Source organism: Marmoricola sp. URHB0036, assembly GCF_000426045.1.
GTDB lineage: Bacteria > Actinomycetota > Actinomycetes > Propionibacteriales > Nocardioidaceae > Marmoricola.
Map to the genome: position 1 here is coordinate 97,571 of NZ_AUEP01000006.1, position 16,511 is coordinate 114,081.

Sequence of the window (16,511 nt, forward strand, 5' to 3'; positions counted from 1 at the left end):
CGGGCAGGGCTCGTCTGGGCGGACGTCCTTAGGGTGGCGACATGACTCGCATCCTCGTCACCGGTGCCACCGGCTTCATCGGACACCGCCTCGTGGCCGCTCTCGACGAGCAGGGCCACGAGGTCCGCGCGATGACCCGCCACCCCGACACCTACGACGGACCGGGCGATCCCGTCGGTGGGGACGTGTTCGATGCCGAGTCCCTGGTCGCGCCGCTGACCGACATCGAGGTCGCCTACTACCTCGTGCACTCCCTCGACGACGCCGACTTCGAGGCGAAGGACGCCCAGGCCGCCGAGGCATTCGCGAAGGAGGCAGCGCGGCAGGGAGTGCGCCAGATCATCTACATGGGCGGACTCGGCGACGACGACGAGGACATGTCGGCGCACCTGCGCTCGCGCCGCGAGGTCGAGGGCCTGCTCGCCAGCACCGGTGTCCCGGTCACCGTGCTACGGGCCGCCATCGTGGTGGGTCACGGCGGTATCTCCTGGGAGCTCACGCGCCAGCTGGTGAAGAACCTCCCAGCGATGGTGGTGCCCAAGTGGGCCAGCACCAAGACGCAGCCGATCGCCGTCGACGACGTGATCCGCTACCTCGTCGGCGTCGCGGGCCGCGAGGAGGCGTTCGGCAGGATCTTCGAGATCGGTGGACCCGACCAGCTGACCTACGTCGACATGCTGCGAGTCGCGGCGGAGATCGACACCGGTCGCAAGGCGCTGATCATCGAGGTGCCGGTGCTGACACCGCGGCTCTCGTCGTACTGGCTGGCCCTGGTGACCGACGTCGATGTCACCACCGGGCGCAACCTGATCGACTCGATGGGCACCGAGGTGCTGGTCAGGGAGCAGTCGATCCGCGACGTGGTGCCGGGTGAGCCGATCGGGTACGCCGAGGCCGTGCGCCGTGCGCTGGAGGAGCGCACGGGCTAGAGGATGATCGCCGGCAACGCGTAGAGCATCGTCACCGACCACACCAGGTGGGTGATGATCGGTGCCAAGATGCCGCCACTCGCCCTTCGTTGGAGACCGACGACCACTCCGAGCAGGATGGCCGCGAAGCCGAGCATCACGTTGCCGGTGGCGAGCGTGGCCACGGTGTAGGCGACCGTCGTCCAGAGGATCTGGCGGCGCGGGATCGCGGCGTACAACGCACCGCGGAAGAACAGCTCCTCGGCGATGCCGTTGACGACCGTCACCAGGAGCAGCACGGCGGCACTGCCCTGGCCGGTGTGCGCGAGGACCTTGCTGACCTGCTCGTCCAGCCACGGGAACTCGCGCACCACGAAGGCGCCGATGACGAAGACGATGGCGAGCAGGGCACCGATCAGCAGCGGTTGTACGACGGGACGCGGCGCCATCAGGTCGGGTTCGGACGGACGGCCCGCCCGACCGAGGTGCAGCGGACCCGACGCGAACGCGCCGACGGTCCACACCCCGGCGAGCACGAGGGTGGCCAGCGAGAACCTCACCGAGTTCTCGGGCGGGATGCTGAGCGAGAACCCGAGGACGAGGGCGCCGAGCACCACCACCACGCCGCTGACCACCTGGCGACGGCGGAACTCGCGCGCGGTCTGCCGGTGGTCGCGCGGCGTCATCTCCCAGAGACTGGAGCGCAGGCTCTGGACCAGTGGTCCCAGCTGGCGTCGCATGACACGAGGCTAGCCATGGCCGTCACCGGGCCTCCGTAGGGTCGGAGGATGACGTCGATCATGTGGTTCCGCCGGGACCTGCGGCTGCGAGACCACCCGGCGCTGCGACGGGCTGCCGACCACGGCGAGGTGCTCGGACTGTTCGTGCTGGACCCCGCGCTGTGGACCGGTGCCGGCCCGGCCCGCCGGGCCTGGCTGGCCGCGACGCTGCGGTCGCTCGACGAGTCGATGGGCGGTCGGCTGTGCGTCCGGGTCGGCACGCCGGCGTCGTTGGTGCCGCTGATGGCCGAGCGCGTGGGGGCCGACCAGGTGCACGTGACCAACGACTTCACTCCCTACGGCCGCGCCCGCGACCGGGCCGTCGTCGAGGCGCTGCCCGATGACGTCGAGGGGGTGGCCACGGGCACGCCGTACGCCGTCGCTCCGGGCACCGTCGTGAACGGGTCCGGCAGTCCCTACAAGGTGTTCACGCCGTACAGCAGGGCCTGGCGCAGCCACGGCTGGGACGACCCGCTGCCCGCCCCGCGCAAGGTGGCGTGGGTGGAGTCCGAGGACGACCAGCGGGTGGACGCCATGCTCGACAAGGCGCTGCGCGACGCGCCCGACGGCATGCCGACGCCCGGCGAGGACGCCGCGTGGCGCCGGTTCCGCGCCTTCCTGGACCGCGACGTCGACGGGTACGACGACCTGCGCAACGACCCGGGTGCCGACCGGACCTCGCGGCTCTCGCCCTACCTGAAGTACGGCGTCCTGCACCCGCGCCAGCTGCTCGCCGAGACCGCGTCGCGCCGGAGCACGGGGGCGACCACGTTCGAGAACGAGCTGGCCTGGCGCGACTTCTACGCCGACGTGCTCTTCTGCAACCCCGACTCGGCCTGGACCGACCTCAACGACGTGGCCGGGCTGACCTACGACGAGCCCACGGACGCGATCGAGGCCTGGAAGGGCGGCACCACCGGCTACCCGATCGTCGACGCCGGGATGCGCCAGCTGCTCAGCGAGGGATGGATGCACAACCGGGTGCGAATGATCACCGCCAGCTTCCTGACCAAGGACCTGCACGTGTGGTGGCCGCTCGGAGCCCGGCACTTCCTCGACCACCTCGTCGACGGCGACCTCGCCTCGAACAACCACGGGTGGCAGTGGGTCGCGGGCACCGGCACCGACGCTGCGCCGTACTTCCGCGTCTTCAACCCGGTGACGCAGGGGCTGAAGTTCGATCCGGCCGGCGACTACGTGCGCCGCTGGGTCCCCGAGCTGGCGCACCTGTCCGGCAAGGCGGCGCACGAGCCGTGGGACGCCGACGGCGGCTACGACCACGGCTACCCGCAGCGGATCATCGACCACGCGGAGGAGCGTCGTCGCGCACTGGATCGCTACCAGCGCGGCCGAGCCTGAACGTCTCGACGACCTCGTGCCGGGCGCGGTTGCGCGGAGCCTCCCCGAGGTACGACGCCACGAGGGTCATCTCCTCGATGGTCCATGGCGGGCCGGCGTACGCATCGAGCAGCTGCACGATCCTGCTCGCCTCGACGCCCTTGCTGATCCGGGCCAGTGTCAGATGAGGGGTGAAGTGCTGGCCGTCGACCTCGGCGCCGGCCCTCGCGACGGCGGCCCGGGCGCCGATCGCCATCCGGCGCAGCTCCTCGCGGTCGGTCTCGACTCCGGCGTACACGATCTTGGCCCGCCCGACGTTGGGAAAGGCACCGCCGCCGAGGATCCTGGCCTCGATCGGGCTGCGCTTCCGGGCGGCACGGGCCAGCCGGTCCACGAGGTCGTCGTGTGCACGCTCCGGGACGTCCCGGGAGAAGGCCAGCGTCAGGTGCCACTGCTCGGGATCGGTCCAGCGAAAGGGCACCGCGCCACGACGCGGCAACACGAACGCCTCGAGGTCCTCGAGGACCTCGTCCGGCGGGATCGCCGCCACGAACATCCGTGTCATGGCCCCACCCTCGCACCGACCACCGCGTCAGGCCGAGGGGTCGTGCTCCACGATCCGGTTGGGCATCAGGGCCCCGATCAGCAGCAATGACACCGCCAGGCCGGCCGAGGCCAGGAAGACGTCGTGCAGGGCCGGCTCGAGGACACCTGAGGCGACGTGCTCGAGTCCGGCCGCCGAGTGGCCAAGCTGCTCCCGGACCACACCGTTGGCGATGGCACCGAACGCCGCGACACCCAGGGCACTGCCGAGCGAGCGGGCGAACATGTTGGTGCCGGTGACCACGCCGCGGTGCTGCCAGGAGACCGTCGACTGGGCGGCGATGACGGCCGGGCTCGCGACGAACCCGAACCCGAGCCCCATCACGAAGCAGGGACCGGCCAGGGCCCAGACGCTGCTGCTCGCGTCGACCGGCAGCAGCAGGGCGGCCCCGGCGACAGCGAACGCGCCGCCCATCAGCAGGGTCAGCCGGAAGCCGATGGTGAGGTAGAAGCGGCCCGAGATGGAGGCCGCGATCGGCCAGCCGATCGTCATCGCCGCCAGGGCCAGGCCACCGACGATGGCGCCGTGGCCGAGGACGCCCTGGGCGAAGACCGGCACGTACGACGTCAGCCCCAGCGTCAGCACGCCCACGACCAGGGCAGCGAGGTTAGCCGCGATCAGGGTCCGGTTGCCCATCACCCACAACGGAAGCACCGGCTCGGCGGCCCGGCGTTCCACCAGCGCAAAGAGCACGAGCGAGACGAGCCCGAGGGTGAACAGCAGCACGCTCGTCCCCGAGTCCCAGGCCCACCGCTGGCCTCCCTCGAGCAGACCGAGCAGCAACAGCGTGCCGCCGGTGGCGAGCAAACCGGCGCCGAGGTAGTCGATCCGGTGGCTCCTGCGCTCGACGTCCTCGTGGAACCGTCGTACGAGCACCAGCGCCGCGAGCGCACCGATCGGCAGGTTGACGAAGAAGATCCAGCGCCAGCTGAAGTAGTCCACGAAGACGCCGCCCAGCGTCGGGCCGACCACCGAGGAGATGGCCCAGACGCTGGCGATGTAGCCCTGCACCTTGGCCCGCTCGGCGAGGCTGTAGATGTCGCCCACGATGGTCATGCCCATCGGCTGGACGGCGCCGGCGCCGAGCCCCTGGACGACGCGGAACACGATCAGGCTGGTCATGCTCCAGGCCAGGCCGCACATCAGCGAGCCGGACAGGAACAGCGCGATCCCGACCAGCATCACCGGCTTGCGGCCGATCAGGTCGGCCACCTTGCCGTACATCGGCACCGAGACGGCCTGGGCCAGCAGGTAGGCCGAGAACAGCCAGGGGAACTGGGTGAACCCGCCCAGATCACCGACGATCGCGGGCACCGCGGTGGCGAGGATGGTGGCGTCGATCGCGACCAGCCCGATGCTGAGCATCACCGCCAACAGGACCGGGCCCCGCTCGCTGCGCAGGCCGACGCTGGCGCGGGTGATCTCGGTCGACGTCACGTGAGGCGGCAACCAGGGTGCAACGTCGTACATTCCCGCGGGATCTCGCGATCGCGGAATCGGACAGGGCGGGTGGGCAACTCTGTAGGCGGAAGGGTGAAGTATCGGCCGTCCGGTGGCAGTTTCCCCGGTCGCCCGGGGAAACCGACGCTCGCCCACCCCCAGCGTGACGACCGCCTCACCCCCGGCAGCGCTGCGCCCGCTGATTGTGGGTACCCCGGATGCCCTCGGTAGTTTGATCGTTCAAGACCGACTCACCCAGGAGCACACCTTGGAGATCTGGCCCGGCAAGGCCTACCCCCTCGGCGCCACGTTCGACGGCACCGGCACCAACTTCGCGTTGTTCAGCGAGGTGGCCGAGCGCGTCGAGCTGTGCTTGTTCGACGTCGGCCCGCGGGGCAGGACGACCGAGACCAAGATCGAGCTCACCGAGGTCGACGCCTACGTCTGGCACTGCTACCTGCCCTCGGTGCGCCCGGGGCAGCGCTACGGCTACCGCGTGCACGGCCCCTGGGACCCCGCGCAGGGCCAGCGGTGCAACCCCAACAAGCTGCTGCTCGACCCCTATGCCAAGGCGACCGCAGGCGAGATCGACTGGGACCAGTCGCTGTTCGGCTACAACTTCGGCGATCCCGACTCCCGCAACGACGACGACTCGGCGGCGCACATGCAGCACGCCGTCGTGATCAACCCGTTCTTCGACTGGGAGGGTGACCGCGCGCTCGACATCCCCTACAACGAGTCGGTCATCTACGAGGCCCACGTCAAGGGCCTGACGGTGCTCCATCCCGACGTACCCGAGGAGCTGCGTGGGACGTACGCCGGCCTCGGGCACCCCGCGATCACCGAGCACCTGACCCGGCTCGGCGTCACCGCCATCGAGCTGATGCCGGTGCACCAGTTCGTCCAGGACAGCACGCTGCTCGACAAGGGGCTGCGCAACTACTGGGGATACAACACCCTGGCCTTCCTCGCCCCCCACGCGGAGTACGCCGCCACGGCCAACGATCCGTCCGCCCTCGGCCAGCAGGTCGAGGAGTTCAAGGGCATGGTCAAGTCGCTGCACGCGGCCGGTATCGAGGTCATCCTCGACGTGGTCTACAACCACACCGCCGAGGGCAACCACCTCGGGCCGACGCTGAGCTTCAAGGGCATCGACAACCAGGCCTACTACCGCCTGGTCGAGGACGACCCGAAGTACTACATGGACTACACCGGCACCGGAAACTCGCTCAACGTGCGCCACCCGCACTCGCTGCAGCTGATCATGGACTCGCTGCGCTACTGGGTCACCGAGATGCACGTCGACGGCTTCCGCTTCGACCTCGCCTCCACCCTGGCCCGCGAGTTCTACGAGGTCGACCGGCTCTCCACCTTCTTCGAGCTCGTCCAGCAGGACCCGGTGGTCAGCCAGGTGAAGCTTATCGCCGAGCCGTGGGACGTCGGGCCCGGTGGCTACCAGGTCGGCAACTTCCCGCCGCAGTGGACCGAGTGGAACGGCGCCTACCGCGACACGGTGCGCGACTTCTGGCGCGGCGAACCGGCGCTGGGCGAGTTCGCCTCGCGCATCGCGGGCTCCTCGGACCTCTACGAGAACTCGGGCCGGCGCCCGTTCGCGAGCATCAACTTCGTGACCGCGCACGACGGCTTCACTCTGCTCGACCTGGTCTCCTACAACGACAAGCACAACGAGGCCAACGGCGAGGACAACAACGACGGCGAGAGCCACAACCGGTCCTGGAACCACGGCGTCGAGGGTCCGACCGACGACCCGGACGTCCGGGCGCTGCGTGCCCGCGAGCAGCGCAACCTGCTGGCGACCCTGCTGCTCAGCCAGGGAGTGCCGATGGTGCTGCACGGCGACGAGCTCGGTCGCACCCAGCACGGCAACAACAACACCTACGCGCAGGACTCCGAGATCTCGTGGATGCACTGGGACCAGGTCGACACTCCCCTGGTCGAGTTCACTGCGGCCCTGATCCGGCTCCGCCGCGAGCACCCGACGTTCCGTCGCAAGCAGTTCTTCACCGGCACGGCGGTGCGCAGCGGCGAGAAGCTCGACGACATCGTCTGGCTGCACCCTGACGGCCGCACCATGGAGAACGGCGACTGGGACAGCGGCGGCAAGACGCTGGGGATGTACCTCAACGGCCACGGCATCGCCGGCCGCGACTCCCGCGGCGAGCCGATCACCGACGACCACTTCCTGCTGTTCTTCAACGTCGGCGACACCCTGCAGCTGACCCTGCCCCCAGCGGAGTACGCCGAGCAGTGGGACGTGATCGTCGACACCGGAGGGGTGGCCGACAACGGCCGCAGCTACGCCGCCGGTGACTCCTTCGAGCTGCAGTACCGCTCGGTCGTCGTGCTCCGCGAGCACCGCGAGCCCGAGGTCGAGCCCGACCACTCGGTGGCCGCGTCACTGGCCGCCCAGACCGGCCACCAGACCGGCCACCAGACCGGCAACCAGACCGGCAACCAGGCGGGGAACCAGGCGGGCGCTCAGGCGGGGACCCGGCGCGGGAGCCGCCCGTGACCGCAGGACCCCAGCCCCGCAGACCGGCCTCGACGTACCGGCTCCAGATCACCGCCGACTTCGACCTGTTCGAGGCGGCCCAGCGGTTGCCCTACCTGCACGAGCTCGGCGTCGACTGGGTCTACCTCTCGCCGCTGCTGGCAGCCGAGCCGGGAAGCACCCACGGCTACGACGTGGTCTCCTTCGACCACGTGGACGCGTCCCGCGGCGGCGCCGACGGCCTGGCCGCGGTCAGCGCCGAGGCGCGTCGCCTCGGCATGGGGGTGCTGGTCGACATCGTGCCCAACCACGTCGGCGTGGCCACACCGGCCACCAACCCGTGGTGGTGGGACGTGCTCGAGCACGGGCCCGGTTCGCGGCGTGCCGAGGCCTTCGACATCGACTGGGAGTTCGGCAACGGCAGGGTGCGCCTTCCCGTCCTCGGCGACGACGACCTCCCCCGCGACGGGCACCCGACCGGGCACCTCGCTGTGGTCGACGACGAGCTGCGCTACCGCGACCACCGTTTCCCGATCGCCCCCGGGACGGACCACGGCAGCGCCGACGAGGTACATGCCCGGCAGCACTACGAGCTGGTCGGCTGGCGGCGCGGCGACTCCGACCTCAACTACCGTCGCTTCTTCACCGTGACCACCCTGGCCGGCGTACGCGTCGAGGTGCCGGAGATCTTCGCCGCCACGCACGCGGAGGTCCGCCGCTGGTTCGACGAGGGACTCGTCGACGGCCTGCGCATCGACCACCCCGACGGCCTGCGCGACCCGGAGGGCTACCTCGACCACCTCGCCGACCTCACCTCGGGCGGCTACACGCTGGTCGAGAAGATCCTCGAGCCCGGTGAGGACCTGCCACGCGGCTGGGCGATGGACGGCACCACCGGGTACGACGTGCTCGCGCTGCTCGACCGGGTGCTCACCGATCCGGCCGGGGAGGAGCCGCTGACCGACCTCGACCGGCGGCTGCGGGGTCAGGACCAGGACTGGCACGCACTGGTGCACGACCGCAAGCGAGCCGTGGCCGACGGCAGCCTGCTGGCCGAGACCCGGCGCATCGTCCGGGAGCTGCCCGACCTGCTGCCGCACAGCCACGAGCAGCTCGAGGACGCCGTGGCCGAGCTGCTGGCCTGCTTCCCGGTCTACCGCTCCTACCTGCCCGACGGCCGCGAACACCTCGAGCACGCGCTCGCCGCCGCGCGGACCGCACGACCCGACCTCGACGCCGTGGTCGACGACCTCGGCTGGGTGCTGGCCGACCCCGAGGCCCCGGCTGCCCTGCGCTTCCAGCAGACCAGCGGCATGGTGATGGCCAAGGGCGTGGAGGACAACGCGTTCTACCGCACCTCGCGACTGACCTCGCTCACCGAGGTCGGCGGCGACCCCGACATCTTCGCGATCTCGCCCGACGAGTTCCACGACGCGATGGCAGCCCGACAGCGCGACTGGCCGCACGCGATGACGGCCCTGTCGACCCACGACACCAAGCGCTCCGAGGACGTGCGCGCCCGCATCACCGCGCTGGCCGAGGTCCCCGGCGAGTGGGAGTCGGCGGTCACCGAGCTCCAGCGGTTGGCGCCGATGCCCGACGCCGGGCTGGCCAACCTGCTCTGGCAGGCGGCCGTCGGGGCGTGGCCGATCTCGCGGGAGCGGATCCACGCCTACGCCGAGAAGGCGATGCGCGAGGGCGGGGAGCACACCACCTGGACCGACGCCGATGCCGACTTCGAGGCCCGTGTGCACGCCGCGCTCGATGCGGCGTACGACGACAGTGCGGTCGCCGCGGTCCTGGAGGGGATCGTCGCCAGGATCGAGCCCGCCGGTCGCAGCAACGCGATGGCCGCCAAGCTGCTGTCCCTGACGCTGCCGGGCGTGCCGGACGTCTACCAGGGCACCGAGCTCGGCGACTTCAGCCTGGTCGACCCCGACAACCGGCGGCCGGTCGACTTCGACGCCGCCTGGGCCTCGCTCGCCGACGGCTGGAATCCCAAGCAAGCGCTCACCGCCGAGGCGCTGCGGTTGCGTCGCGACCGACCCGAGCTGTTCACGTCGTACGCCGCCGTGGCGGCCGACGGGGCGGCCGCCGACCACGTGCTGGCCTTCGACCGAGGTGGTGCGATCACCGTCGTCACCCGGCTGCCGCTCGGGCTGGAGGCCAGGGGTGGCTGGGGCGAGACCGTGCTGCTCCTGCCCGACGGGACGAGGCGAGTCACTGACGTCCTCGGCAATGGCGCGGTGGCCCTGCTGGTGAAGGAGGACTGATGCGCGGGAGGTTCGACGTCTGGGCGCCGTACCCCGCCCGAGTCCGGTTGTCCGTCGGCGACGAGGTCGTCGAGATGACGCGCGGTGCCGACGACTGGTGGACCCCGGCCGGGCAGGTGCCTGACCCCGAGGTCGACTACGGCTACCTGCTCGACGAGTCCGAGAAGGTGCTGCCCGACCCGAGGTCGCGGCGCCAGCCCGACGGCGTGCACGAGCGGTCGAGGACCTTCGACCCGTCCGAGTTCGAGTGGACCGACCATCGGTGGACCGGTCGCCAGCTCGCGGGCTCGGTCCTCTACGAGCTGCACCTCGGCACCTTCACCCCCGACGGCACCCTCGACGCCGCCATCGACAAGCTCGACCACCTCGCCGCGATCGGCGTCGACCTGGTCGAGCTGCTGCCGGTCAACGCCTTCAACGGCACCCACAACTGGGGGTACGACGGCGTGCTGTGGTCGGCCGTCCACGAGCAGTACGGCGGCCCGGCGGCGTACCAACGCTTCGTCGACGCCGCCCACGCCGCCGGTCTCGGCGTCGTGCAGGACGTCGTCTACAACCACCTCGGGCCCTCGGGGAACTACCTGCCGCTGTTCGGTCCGTACCTGAAGACGGAGGGCCAGAACACCTGGGGCTCCCTGGTCAACCTCGACGGGGAGGGCTCGGCCGAGGTACGCCGCTACATCCTCGACAGCGCCTTGACCTGGCTGCGCGACTTCCACGTCGACGGGCTCCGGCTCGACGCCGTGCACGCGCTCTCCGACGAGTCCGACGTGCACCTGCTCGAGGAGCTCGGCATCGAGGTGGGTGCCCTCTCGGCCCACCTACGTCGCCCGCTGACCCTGATCGCGGAGTCCGACCTCAACGACGCCCTGATGGTGCTGCCGCGCGAGGTCGGCGGGCTCGGCCTCGACGCCCAGTGGAGCGACGACTTCCACCACGCCCTGCACGTCGCGCTGACCGGCGAGACCAGCGGCTACTACGCCGACTTCGAACCGCTGTCCGCGCTGGCGAAGGTGTGTGAGCGCGGCTTCTTCCACGACGGCACCTTCTCCTCCTTCCGCGGACGCGACCACGGCTCCCCGGTGCCGACCGCGACCATGCCCACCTGGCGGCTGGTCGTGTGCAACCAGAACCACGACCAGGTCGGCAACCGCGCCGCCGGCGACCGGCTCACCGAGCGCCTCGACGAGGACCAGCTGCTCTGTGCCGCGCTGCTCACCCTGGCCGGGCCGTTCACGCCGATGTTGTTCCAGGGCGAGGAGTGGGCCGCCACGGCGCCGTTCCAGTTCTTCACCTCCCATCCCGAGCCGGAGCTGGGGGCGGCCACCGCCGAGGGACGGATCAAGGAGTTCGCGCAGATGGGCTGGGACCCCGAGCTGGTGCCGGACCCGCAGGACGAGGAGACCTTCCTCCGTTCCAGGCTCGACTGGTCCGAGATCGAGCACGACCCGCACGCGCGGGTGCTGGCGGCGTACCAGCGCCTGGCCGAGCTCCGCCGCTCGCTCCCGCAGCTGACCGACCCCTCGTTCGGCTCGGTGTCGTGCACCGCCGACGAGGGTCGCCGAGTCTTCACCATGCGCCGTGGAGACCTCCTGGTCGCCGTCAATTTCGGCGACGAGGCGGCCCAGCTCCTCGTCGAGGGTGATCACGACCTGCTCTTCCGTACGCCGGCCGGGCCATCGCTGTCCGACGGACGACTCGACCTGCCTCCGCACGCCGGGGTGCTGCTCGGTCCGGCTGTCGGCCCGAGAGCCGGCACCGGCGGCCAGCGCCCTAAACTGTCGCCGTGACGTCACGCGACCTTCCCCTCGTCGTCTCGTCCGGCGTCTGTGTGGGGTGTGGCGCGTGCGCAGTGACGGCGCCCGAGCATCTCGAGATGCGGCTCACCGAGCGCGGCGAGTACCTCCCCTTCGCCCGGGACGGGCGCGAGCTCGACCAGCTCGACGAGCAGGTCCTGGCCGACACGAGCAAGGTGTGCCCGTTCTCCAACAGCTCCCGCGACGAGGACGCGATCGGGGCGGACCTGTATGCGGGCGACGGCGCCTCCCATCACGAGGTCGTCGGACACTCCCGCAAGATCGTCGCCGGGCACGTGGCCGGCGGCGATTTTCGTGACCGCGGCACGTCGGGCGGCATGACCTCCTGGGTCCTCCATCGACTGCTGAGCAGCGGAGAGATCGATGCCGTGGTCCACGTCGCGTCGACGCTCGAAGGGCTGCCCAACCCCCTCTCGCGGTACACGATCTCGCGCAGCGTCGAGGAGCTCCTGTCCGGCCGCAAGTCGCGCTACCACGTGCAGACCCTCGCTGACGTCATGGAGGACGTCCGCCAACAGCCCGGCCGGTACGCCGTGGTCGGCGTGCCCTGCTTCATCAAGGCCGTGCGCCTGCTGACCGACGCCGACGAGGTGCTGCGCGAGCGGATCACCTTCACCAGCTCGCTCGTGTGCGGCCACTACAAGTCGACGCTCTACTCCGAGTACGTCGGGTGGTCGGCCGGCATCCAGCCCACCAACCTGCTCGACATCGACTACCGCCACAAGGAGCCCGGGCGCCCGCCGAACCGCTACTGCGTGCGCGCCACACCGCGCGAGGGCGAGGACGTGGTGCTCGGCGTGGAGCACATCCCGATGGCCGACTGGGGGATGGGGATCTTCAAGCTCGGCGCCTGCGACTACTGCGACGACATCGTCGGTGAGACCGCCGACATCAGCCTCGGCGACGCCTGGCTCGATCCGTTCATGGCCGACTGGCAGGGGGCCAACCTCGCCATCGCCCGGTCCGAGCTCGCCGCCAGGATGCTCGAGGAGGGTGAGGCCGACGGTGAGCTCGATGTCATCCCGTGGACGGCCGAGGACGTCGCCGCCGCGCAGGCAGGCGCCGTCCGGCACCGTCGCCCGGGTCTCGCGGTCCGCCTCGGCAACCGTGCCCGACAGGGCATCTGGGCTCCGACCAAGCGGGTCGAGCCGCTTGCCGAGTCCGAGCTCGACAGCCCCTTCTCGCAGCGGATGCTGAACCGGGAGGCCATCTCCATCGCCTCCCCGGCGACGTACCTCGAGGCCCGCCGGCGCGGTGACCTCGACTACTTCAGGCGCACGATGAAGCCGCTCGTCCAGCGCTACGACGGCACCCGGGTGACCACGTTCTGGCGTCGAGCCGCCGCCAAGATCGCCCACCGGCTCCCGCCGAAGGGCGAGGCGTTCCTGCGCCGCATCGTCGGACGCCAGCGGCAGAACTGACCCGGTCAGTGCGTGAGGGGTCCCGCGGGACGATGGGGAACGTGAGACCCACGACCGGTCGAGGCCACCGCGCGAGCGCCGGCACTGCGCTGGCCCTCCTGCTGTGCCTGACGGCCTGTGGCACCGATGCCCCGGCGGTGGCACCGGCCCCGACCCCGCGGACGAGCCCGAGCGCGGCCCCCACGTCGTCTCCCACCTCTCCACCACCGAGGACGTCGGCCAGCCCGCGACCGACCGACCGACCCGTCATCGGCGCCACACCGCCGAGCTGGCTGGGCAAGCGGGCGCTGCCGCGCACCGCCGACGGCTTCGGCACGATCGAGCCGACTCCGCCCGAGCTGGTGAGGCGGAGGTTCACGCTGCCGGACACCCTCCCCCCGCTGCCGGGCACGGGCTTCGCGTCGCGAGTGACCACGCCGGCACCGGCCGACGTCATCGCCCGCTCGACGTGGAAACCGGGGTGCCCGGTGGCAGCCACCGACCTCTCCTGGGTGCGGCTGACCTTCGTCGGCTTCGACGGCAAGCGGCACACCGGCGAGCTGTTGGTGAACAAGTCCGTGGCCGACGACCTCGTCTCGGTGTTCCGCCAGCTGTACGCCGCGCAGTTCCCCATCGAGGAGATGCGGATCACCCGTGCCGACGAGCTGGACGCGCCACCGACCGGTGACGGGAACGACACCGGCGCGTTCAACTGCCGGCCGACGGTGGGTGCGACGTCGTACTCCCAGCACGCGTACGGGCTCGCGATCGACGTCAACCCGTTCCAGAACCCTTACACCAAGGGAGACCTGGTGCTGCCGGAGCTCGCCTCGTCGTACCTCCGGCGCGGGTGGGTGCGGCCGGGGATGATCGAGCCCGACGGCCCGGTGGTGCGGGCGTTCGACTCGATCGGCTGGACGTGGGGCGGCACCTGGCACTCGCTGAAGGACCTCCAGCACTTCTCCCGGAACGGCACCTGATTTCCACTCGCCGGGTCTTGTGCCGCGGCGAGCAGAGGAGTTGGTTGGACCCATGGCGGAGAGGAACAGCGGCCGCGCCACCAGCCATCGCCTCGAGGTGTCCTCACCTGAGCAGGTGCGCAACGTGGTGCTCGTCGGTCCGAGCCAGTCGGGCAAGACCTCGCTGGCCGAGGCGCTGCTGCTCGCGTCGGGGGCGGTCACCCGGGGCGGGACCATCGCCGAGCACAACACCGTCTGCGACTTCGAGGACGGCGAGCGCGCCCACGAGCGGTCGAGCTCGCTGGCGGTGGCGCCGGTCGTGCACGCCGGCTGCAAGATCAACGTGATCGACACCCCTGGCTACGCCGACTTCGTGGGCGAGGTGCGCGCCGGTCTGCGCGCGGCCGACTGCGCACTGTTCGTGGTGGCTGCCAACGAGGCGGTCGACGAGAGCACCCGTCAGCTGTGGCGCGAGTGCGAGGCGGTCACCATGCCGCGGGCGGTCGTCGTGACCAAGCTCGACCACGCCCGCGCCGACTTCGACGGCACCCTGCGCGGCGTACGGGAGGCGTTCGGCGAGCGGGTGCTGCCGGTCGTCGTACCGAGCGAGGACGGAGTCACCGGACTGCTCGGCGGGTCGGTCGACGACGACCGCCGGGGGACGCTCATCGAGGCGGTGATCGAGGAGTCCGAGGACGAGTCGCTGATGGACCGCTACCTCGATGGTGGCCTGGTCGACGAGGACCTGCTCGTCAAGGACCTGGAGACGGCGGTGGCCAGCGCCCGGCTCCATCCCGTGCTGGCCGTGTGTGGCACCGATGGCCGCGGGTGCACAGAGCTGCTCGACCTGTGCGTCCGCGGTTTCCCGTCTCCGGCCGAGCACCCGGCCCAGGAGTCGTTCACCCCGAGCGGCGCCGGTGCGGGCGCCGTGACCTGCGACCCCGACGGGCCACTGGTGGCGGAGGTGGTGCGCACGAGCAGCGACCAGTACGTCGGCCGGGTCAGCATCGTGCGGGTCTTCTCCGGCACCCTGGTCCCTGACGCGTCGGTGCACGTCTCCGGCCACTTCTCGGCCTTCTTCGCCGGCGACTCCGGCCACGAGGACCACGACGAGGACGAGCGGATCGGTGCCCTGGCCCACCCCTTCGGCGCCCACCAGGTGCCGGCCGCGCGCGTGGTCGCGGGCGACATCGCGGCCATCGGCCGACTGAGCCGGGCCGAGACCGGTGACACGCTGTCCAGCCCGGAGCAGCCGCGGGTGCTCAAGCCCTGGACGATGCCGACCGCCCTGCTGCCGGTCGCGATCGAGGCCGCCTCGCGCTCCGACGAGGACAAGCTCTCCACGGCCCTGGGTCGGCTACGGGCCGAGGACCCGAGCCTGCGGATCGAGCAGAACGCCGAGACCGGCCAGGTCGTGCTCTGGGTGATGGGCGAGGCCCACGCCGACCAGGCCCTCGACCGGTTGCGCAGCCGCTACGGCGTCGCGGTCGAGCCGCGCGAGGTCGTCGTCCCGTTGCGCGAGACCTTCACCTCACCAGCCAAGGGACACGGCCGGCACGTGAAGCAGTCCGGCGGCCACGGCCAGTACGCCATCTGCGACATCGAGGTCGAGCCACTTCCCCAGGGCGGTGGGTTCGAGTTCGTCGACAAGGTGGTCGGGGGCGCCGTACCCCGTCAGTTCATCGGCTCGGTGGAGAAGGGCGTCCGCGCACAGATGGAGCGCGGCGTCACCAAGGGCTACCCCGTGGTCGACCTCCGGGTCACGCTCACCGACGGCAAGGCGCACAGCGTCGACTCCTCCGACGCGGCCTTCCAGAGCGCCGGCGCGCTCGCGCTGCGCGAGGCCGCCGACGCCGCGGAGCTGGCGCTGCTCGAGCCGTACGACGAGGTGGAGGTGCTCATCCCGAGCGAGCACGTCGGCTCGGTGATGAGCGACCTCTCGGCGCGCCGCGGCCGCCTGCTCGGCACCGAGGAGGGCAGCGACGAGCGCACCCTGGTCCGCGCCCACGTCCCCCAGACCGAGCTGGTCCGCTACGCCATCGACCTGCGCGCCACCACCCACGGCGCCGGCACCTTCACCCGTACCTTCGCCCACTACGAGCCGATGCCGGATGAGCTGGCGCGGAGGGTGGAGGGGCGGGGCTAGTGGTGGACGTTCCAGCTGCGGTGACGCGGGTGATCGAGGCGACGAACGCCGGCGATGGGCAGGCCTTCGTCGATGCGTTCACCGACGATGCCTACCTCGAGGACTGGGGCCGCGGCTTCACGGGACACGAAGGTGTGGGGTCCTGGAACGAGTCGGACAACATCGGCCGGCAGGCACACTTCGAGGTCATGCGTGTGCGGACCGAGGGTTCGGGCCTGGTGGTGACCCTCCAGGTCAGCGGCGGCGGCTTCAACGGGGTGAGCGACTTCTACTTCGAGGTCGCCGGAGACCGCGTGAAGCGGATGATCATCCGCGCGGACTGACCCTTGCCTCCG

General features: G+C 70.9%; 12 protein-coding genes. 9 read left to right on the forward strand and 3 right to left on the reverse strand.

Annotated features, from left to right (window positions below; all coding sequences use genetic code 11):
• The first annotated feature begins 41 nt into the window (after positions 1-41).
• Complete coding sequence (locus H976_RS0107355; protein ID WP_027861014.1) at positions 42-929, forward strand: NAD(P)H-binding protein; 888 nt, start codon at positions 42-44, stop codon at positions 927-929.
• Here H976_RS0107355 and H976_RS0107360 read toward each other — a convergent pair.
• The gene (locus H976_RS0107360; RefSeq protein WP_036225200.1) at positions 926-1,648 is read right to left on the reverse strand and encodes a CPBP family intramembrane glutamic endopeptidase; all 723 of its coding nucleotides are present in this window, start codon (positions 1,646-1,648) and stop codon (positions 926-928) included. The two genes, H976_RS0107355 and H976_RS0107360, sit on opposite strands and share 4 nt — an antisense overlap.
• 48 nt (positions 1,649-1,696) lie before the next feature.
• On the opposite strand from H976_RS0107360, the gene H976_RS0107365 reads away from it, so the two are divergent.
• Positions 1,697-3,046 carry a deoxyribodipyrimidine photo-lyase gene (locus tag H976_RS0107365; RefSeq protein WP_027861016.1) on the forward strand — a complete coding sequence of 450 codons (1,350 nt, stop codon included), beginning with the start codon at positions 1,697-1,699 and terminating at the stop codon, positions 3,044-3,046.
• Here H976_RS0107365 and thpR read toward each other — a convergent pair.
• Together thpR and H976_RS0107375 are read right to left on the reverse strand one after the other, a co-directional pair.
• Positions 2,985-3,590: an RNA 2',3'-cyclic phosphodiesterase gene (gene thpR, locus H976_RS25075; RefSeq protein ID WP_051276397.1), complete on the reverse strand. Its 606-nt coding sequence runs from the start codon at positions 3,588-3,590 to the stop codon at positions 2,985-2,987. The genes H976_RS0107365 and thpR overlap by 62 nt on opposite strands.
• A gap of 27 nt (positions 3,591-3,617) precedes the next feature.
• Positions 3,618-5,066 (reverse strand): MDR family MFS transporter, encoded by a 1,449-nt coding sequence (locus H976_RS0107375; protein ID WP_027861017.1) that lies wholly within the window; start codon positions 5,064-5,066, stop codon positions 3,618-3,620.
• 271 nt (positions 5,067-5,337) lie between these two features.
• Between H976_RS0107375 and glgX the strand changes: the two genes are divergently transcribed.
• From glgX to H976_RS0107410, 7 genes are read left to right on the forward strand one after another with little or no spacing between them, the layout of a single operon-like run.
• The gene (gene glgX, locus H976_RS25080; protein WP_081682737.1) at positions 5,338-7,602 is read left to right on the forward strand and encodes a glycogen debranching protein GlgX; all 2,265 of its coding nucleotides are present in this window, start codon (positions 5,338-5,340) and stop codon (positions 7,600-7,602) included.
• Positions 7,599-9,854 (forward strand): malto-oligosyltrehalose synthase, encoded by a 2,256-nt coding sequence (gene treY / locus H976_RS0107385; RefSeq protein ID WP_027861018.1) that lies wholly within the window; start codon positions 7,599-7,601, stop codon positions 9,852-9,854. Before glgX ends, treY begins: the two co-directional genes overlap by 4 nt.
• On the forward strand, positions 9,854-11,644 hold the full coding sequence (treZ, locus tag H976_RS25085; protein ID WP_051276399.1) for a malto-oligosyltrehalose trehalohydrolase: 1,791 nt from the start codon (positions 9,854-9,856) through the stop codon (positions 11,642-11,644). Before treY ends, treZ begins: the two co-directional genes overlap by 1 nt.
• Positions 11,641-13,092, forward strand: coding sequence for a Coenzyme F420 hydrogenase/dehydrogenase, beta subunit C-terminal domain (locus tag H976_RS25090; protein WP_155918050.1), 1,452 nt, complete (start codon positions 11,641-11,643; stop codon positions 13,090-13,092). Before treZ ends, H976_RS25090 begins: the two co-directional genes overlap by 4 nt.
• Positions 13,093-13,133: 41 nt before the next feature.
• Positions 13,134-14,051, forward strand: coding sequence for a M15 family metallopeptidase (locus H976_RS0107400; RefSeq protein ID WP_231388826.1), 918 nt, complete (start codon positions 13,134-13,136; stop codon positions 14,049-14,051).
• A 52-nt stretch (positions 14,052-14,103) separates the two neighbouring features.
• Positions 14,104-16,176 (forward strand): elongation factor G-like protein EF-G2, encoded by a 2,073-nt coding sequence (locus H976_RS0107405; RefSeq protein ID WP_027861020.1) that lies wholly within the window; start codon positions 14,104-14,106, stop codon positions 16,174-16,176.
• Positions 16,176-16,499, forward strand: a complete 324-nt coding sequence (locus tag H976_RS0107410) for a nuclear transport factor 2 family protein (RefSeq protein ID WP_027861021.1) — start codon at positions 16,176-16,178, stop codon at positions 16,497-16,499. The genes H976_RS0107405 and H976_RS0107410 overlap by 1 nt, the downstream gene beginning before the upstream one ends.
• Positions 16,500-16,511: the final 12 nt, after the last annotated feature.

Bases quoted from the DNA above. Each gene is read 5' to 3' on its own strand.
- H976_RS0107360 (WP_036225200.1), bottom strand. From the start codon at position 1,648: ATGCGACGCCAGCTGGGACCACTGGTCCAGAGCCTGCGCTCCAGTCTC.
- thpR (WP_051276397.1), bottom strand. From the start codon at position 3,590: ATGACACGGATGTTCGTGGCGGCGATCCCGCCGGACGAGGTCCTCGAG.
- H976_RS0107355 (WP_027861014.1), top strand. From the start codon at position 42: ATGACTCGCATCCTCGTCACCGGTGCCACCGGCTTCATCGGACACCGC.
- H976_RS0107405 (WP_027861020.1), top strand. From the start codon at position 14,104: ATGGCGGAGAGGAACAGCGGCCGCGCCACCAGCCATCGCCTCGAGGTG.
- treZ (WP_051276399.1), top strand. From the start codon at position 9,854: ATGCGCGGGAGGTTCGACGTCTGGGCGCCGTACCCCGCCCGAGTCCGG.
- H976_RS0107365 (WP_027861016.1), top strand. From the start codon at position 1,697: ATGACGTCGATCATGTGGTTCCGCCGGGACCTGCGGCTGCGAGACCAC.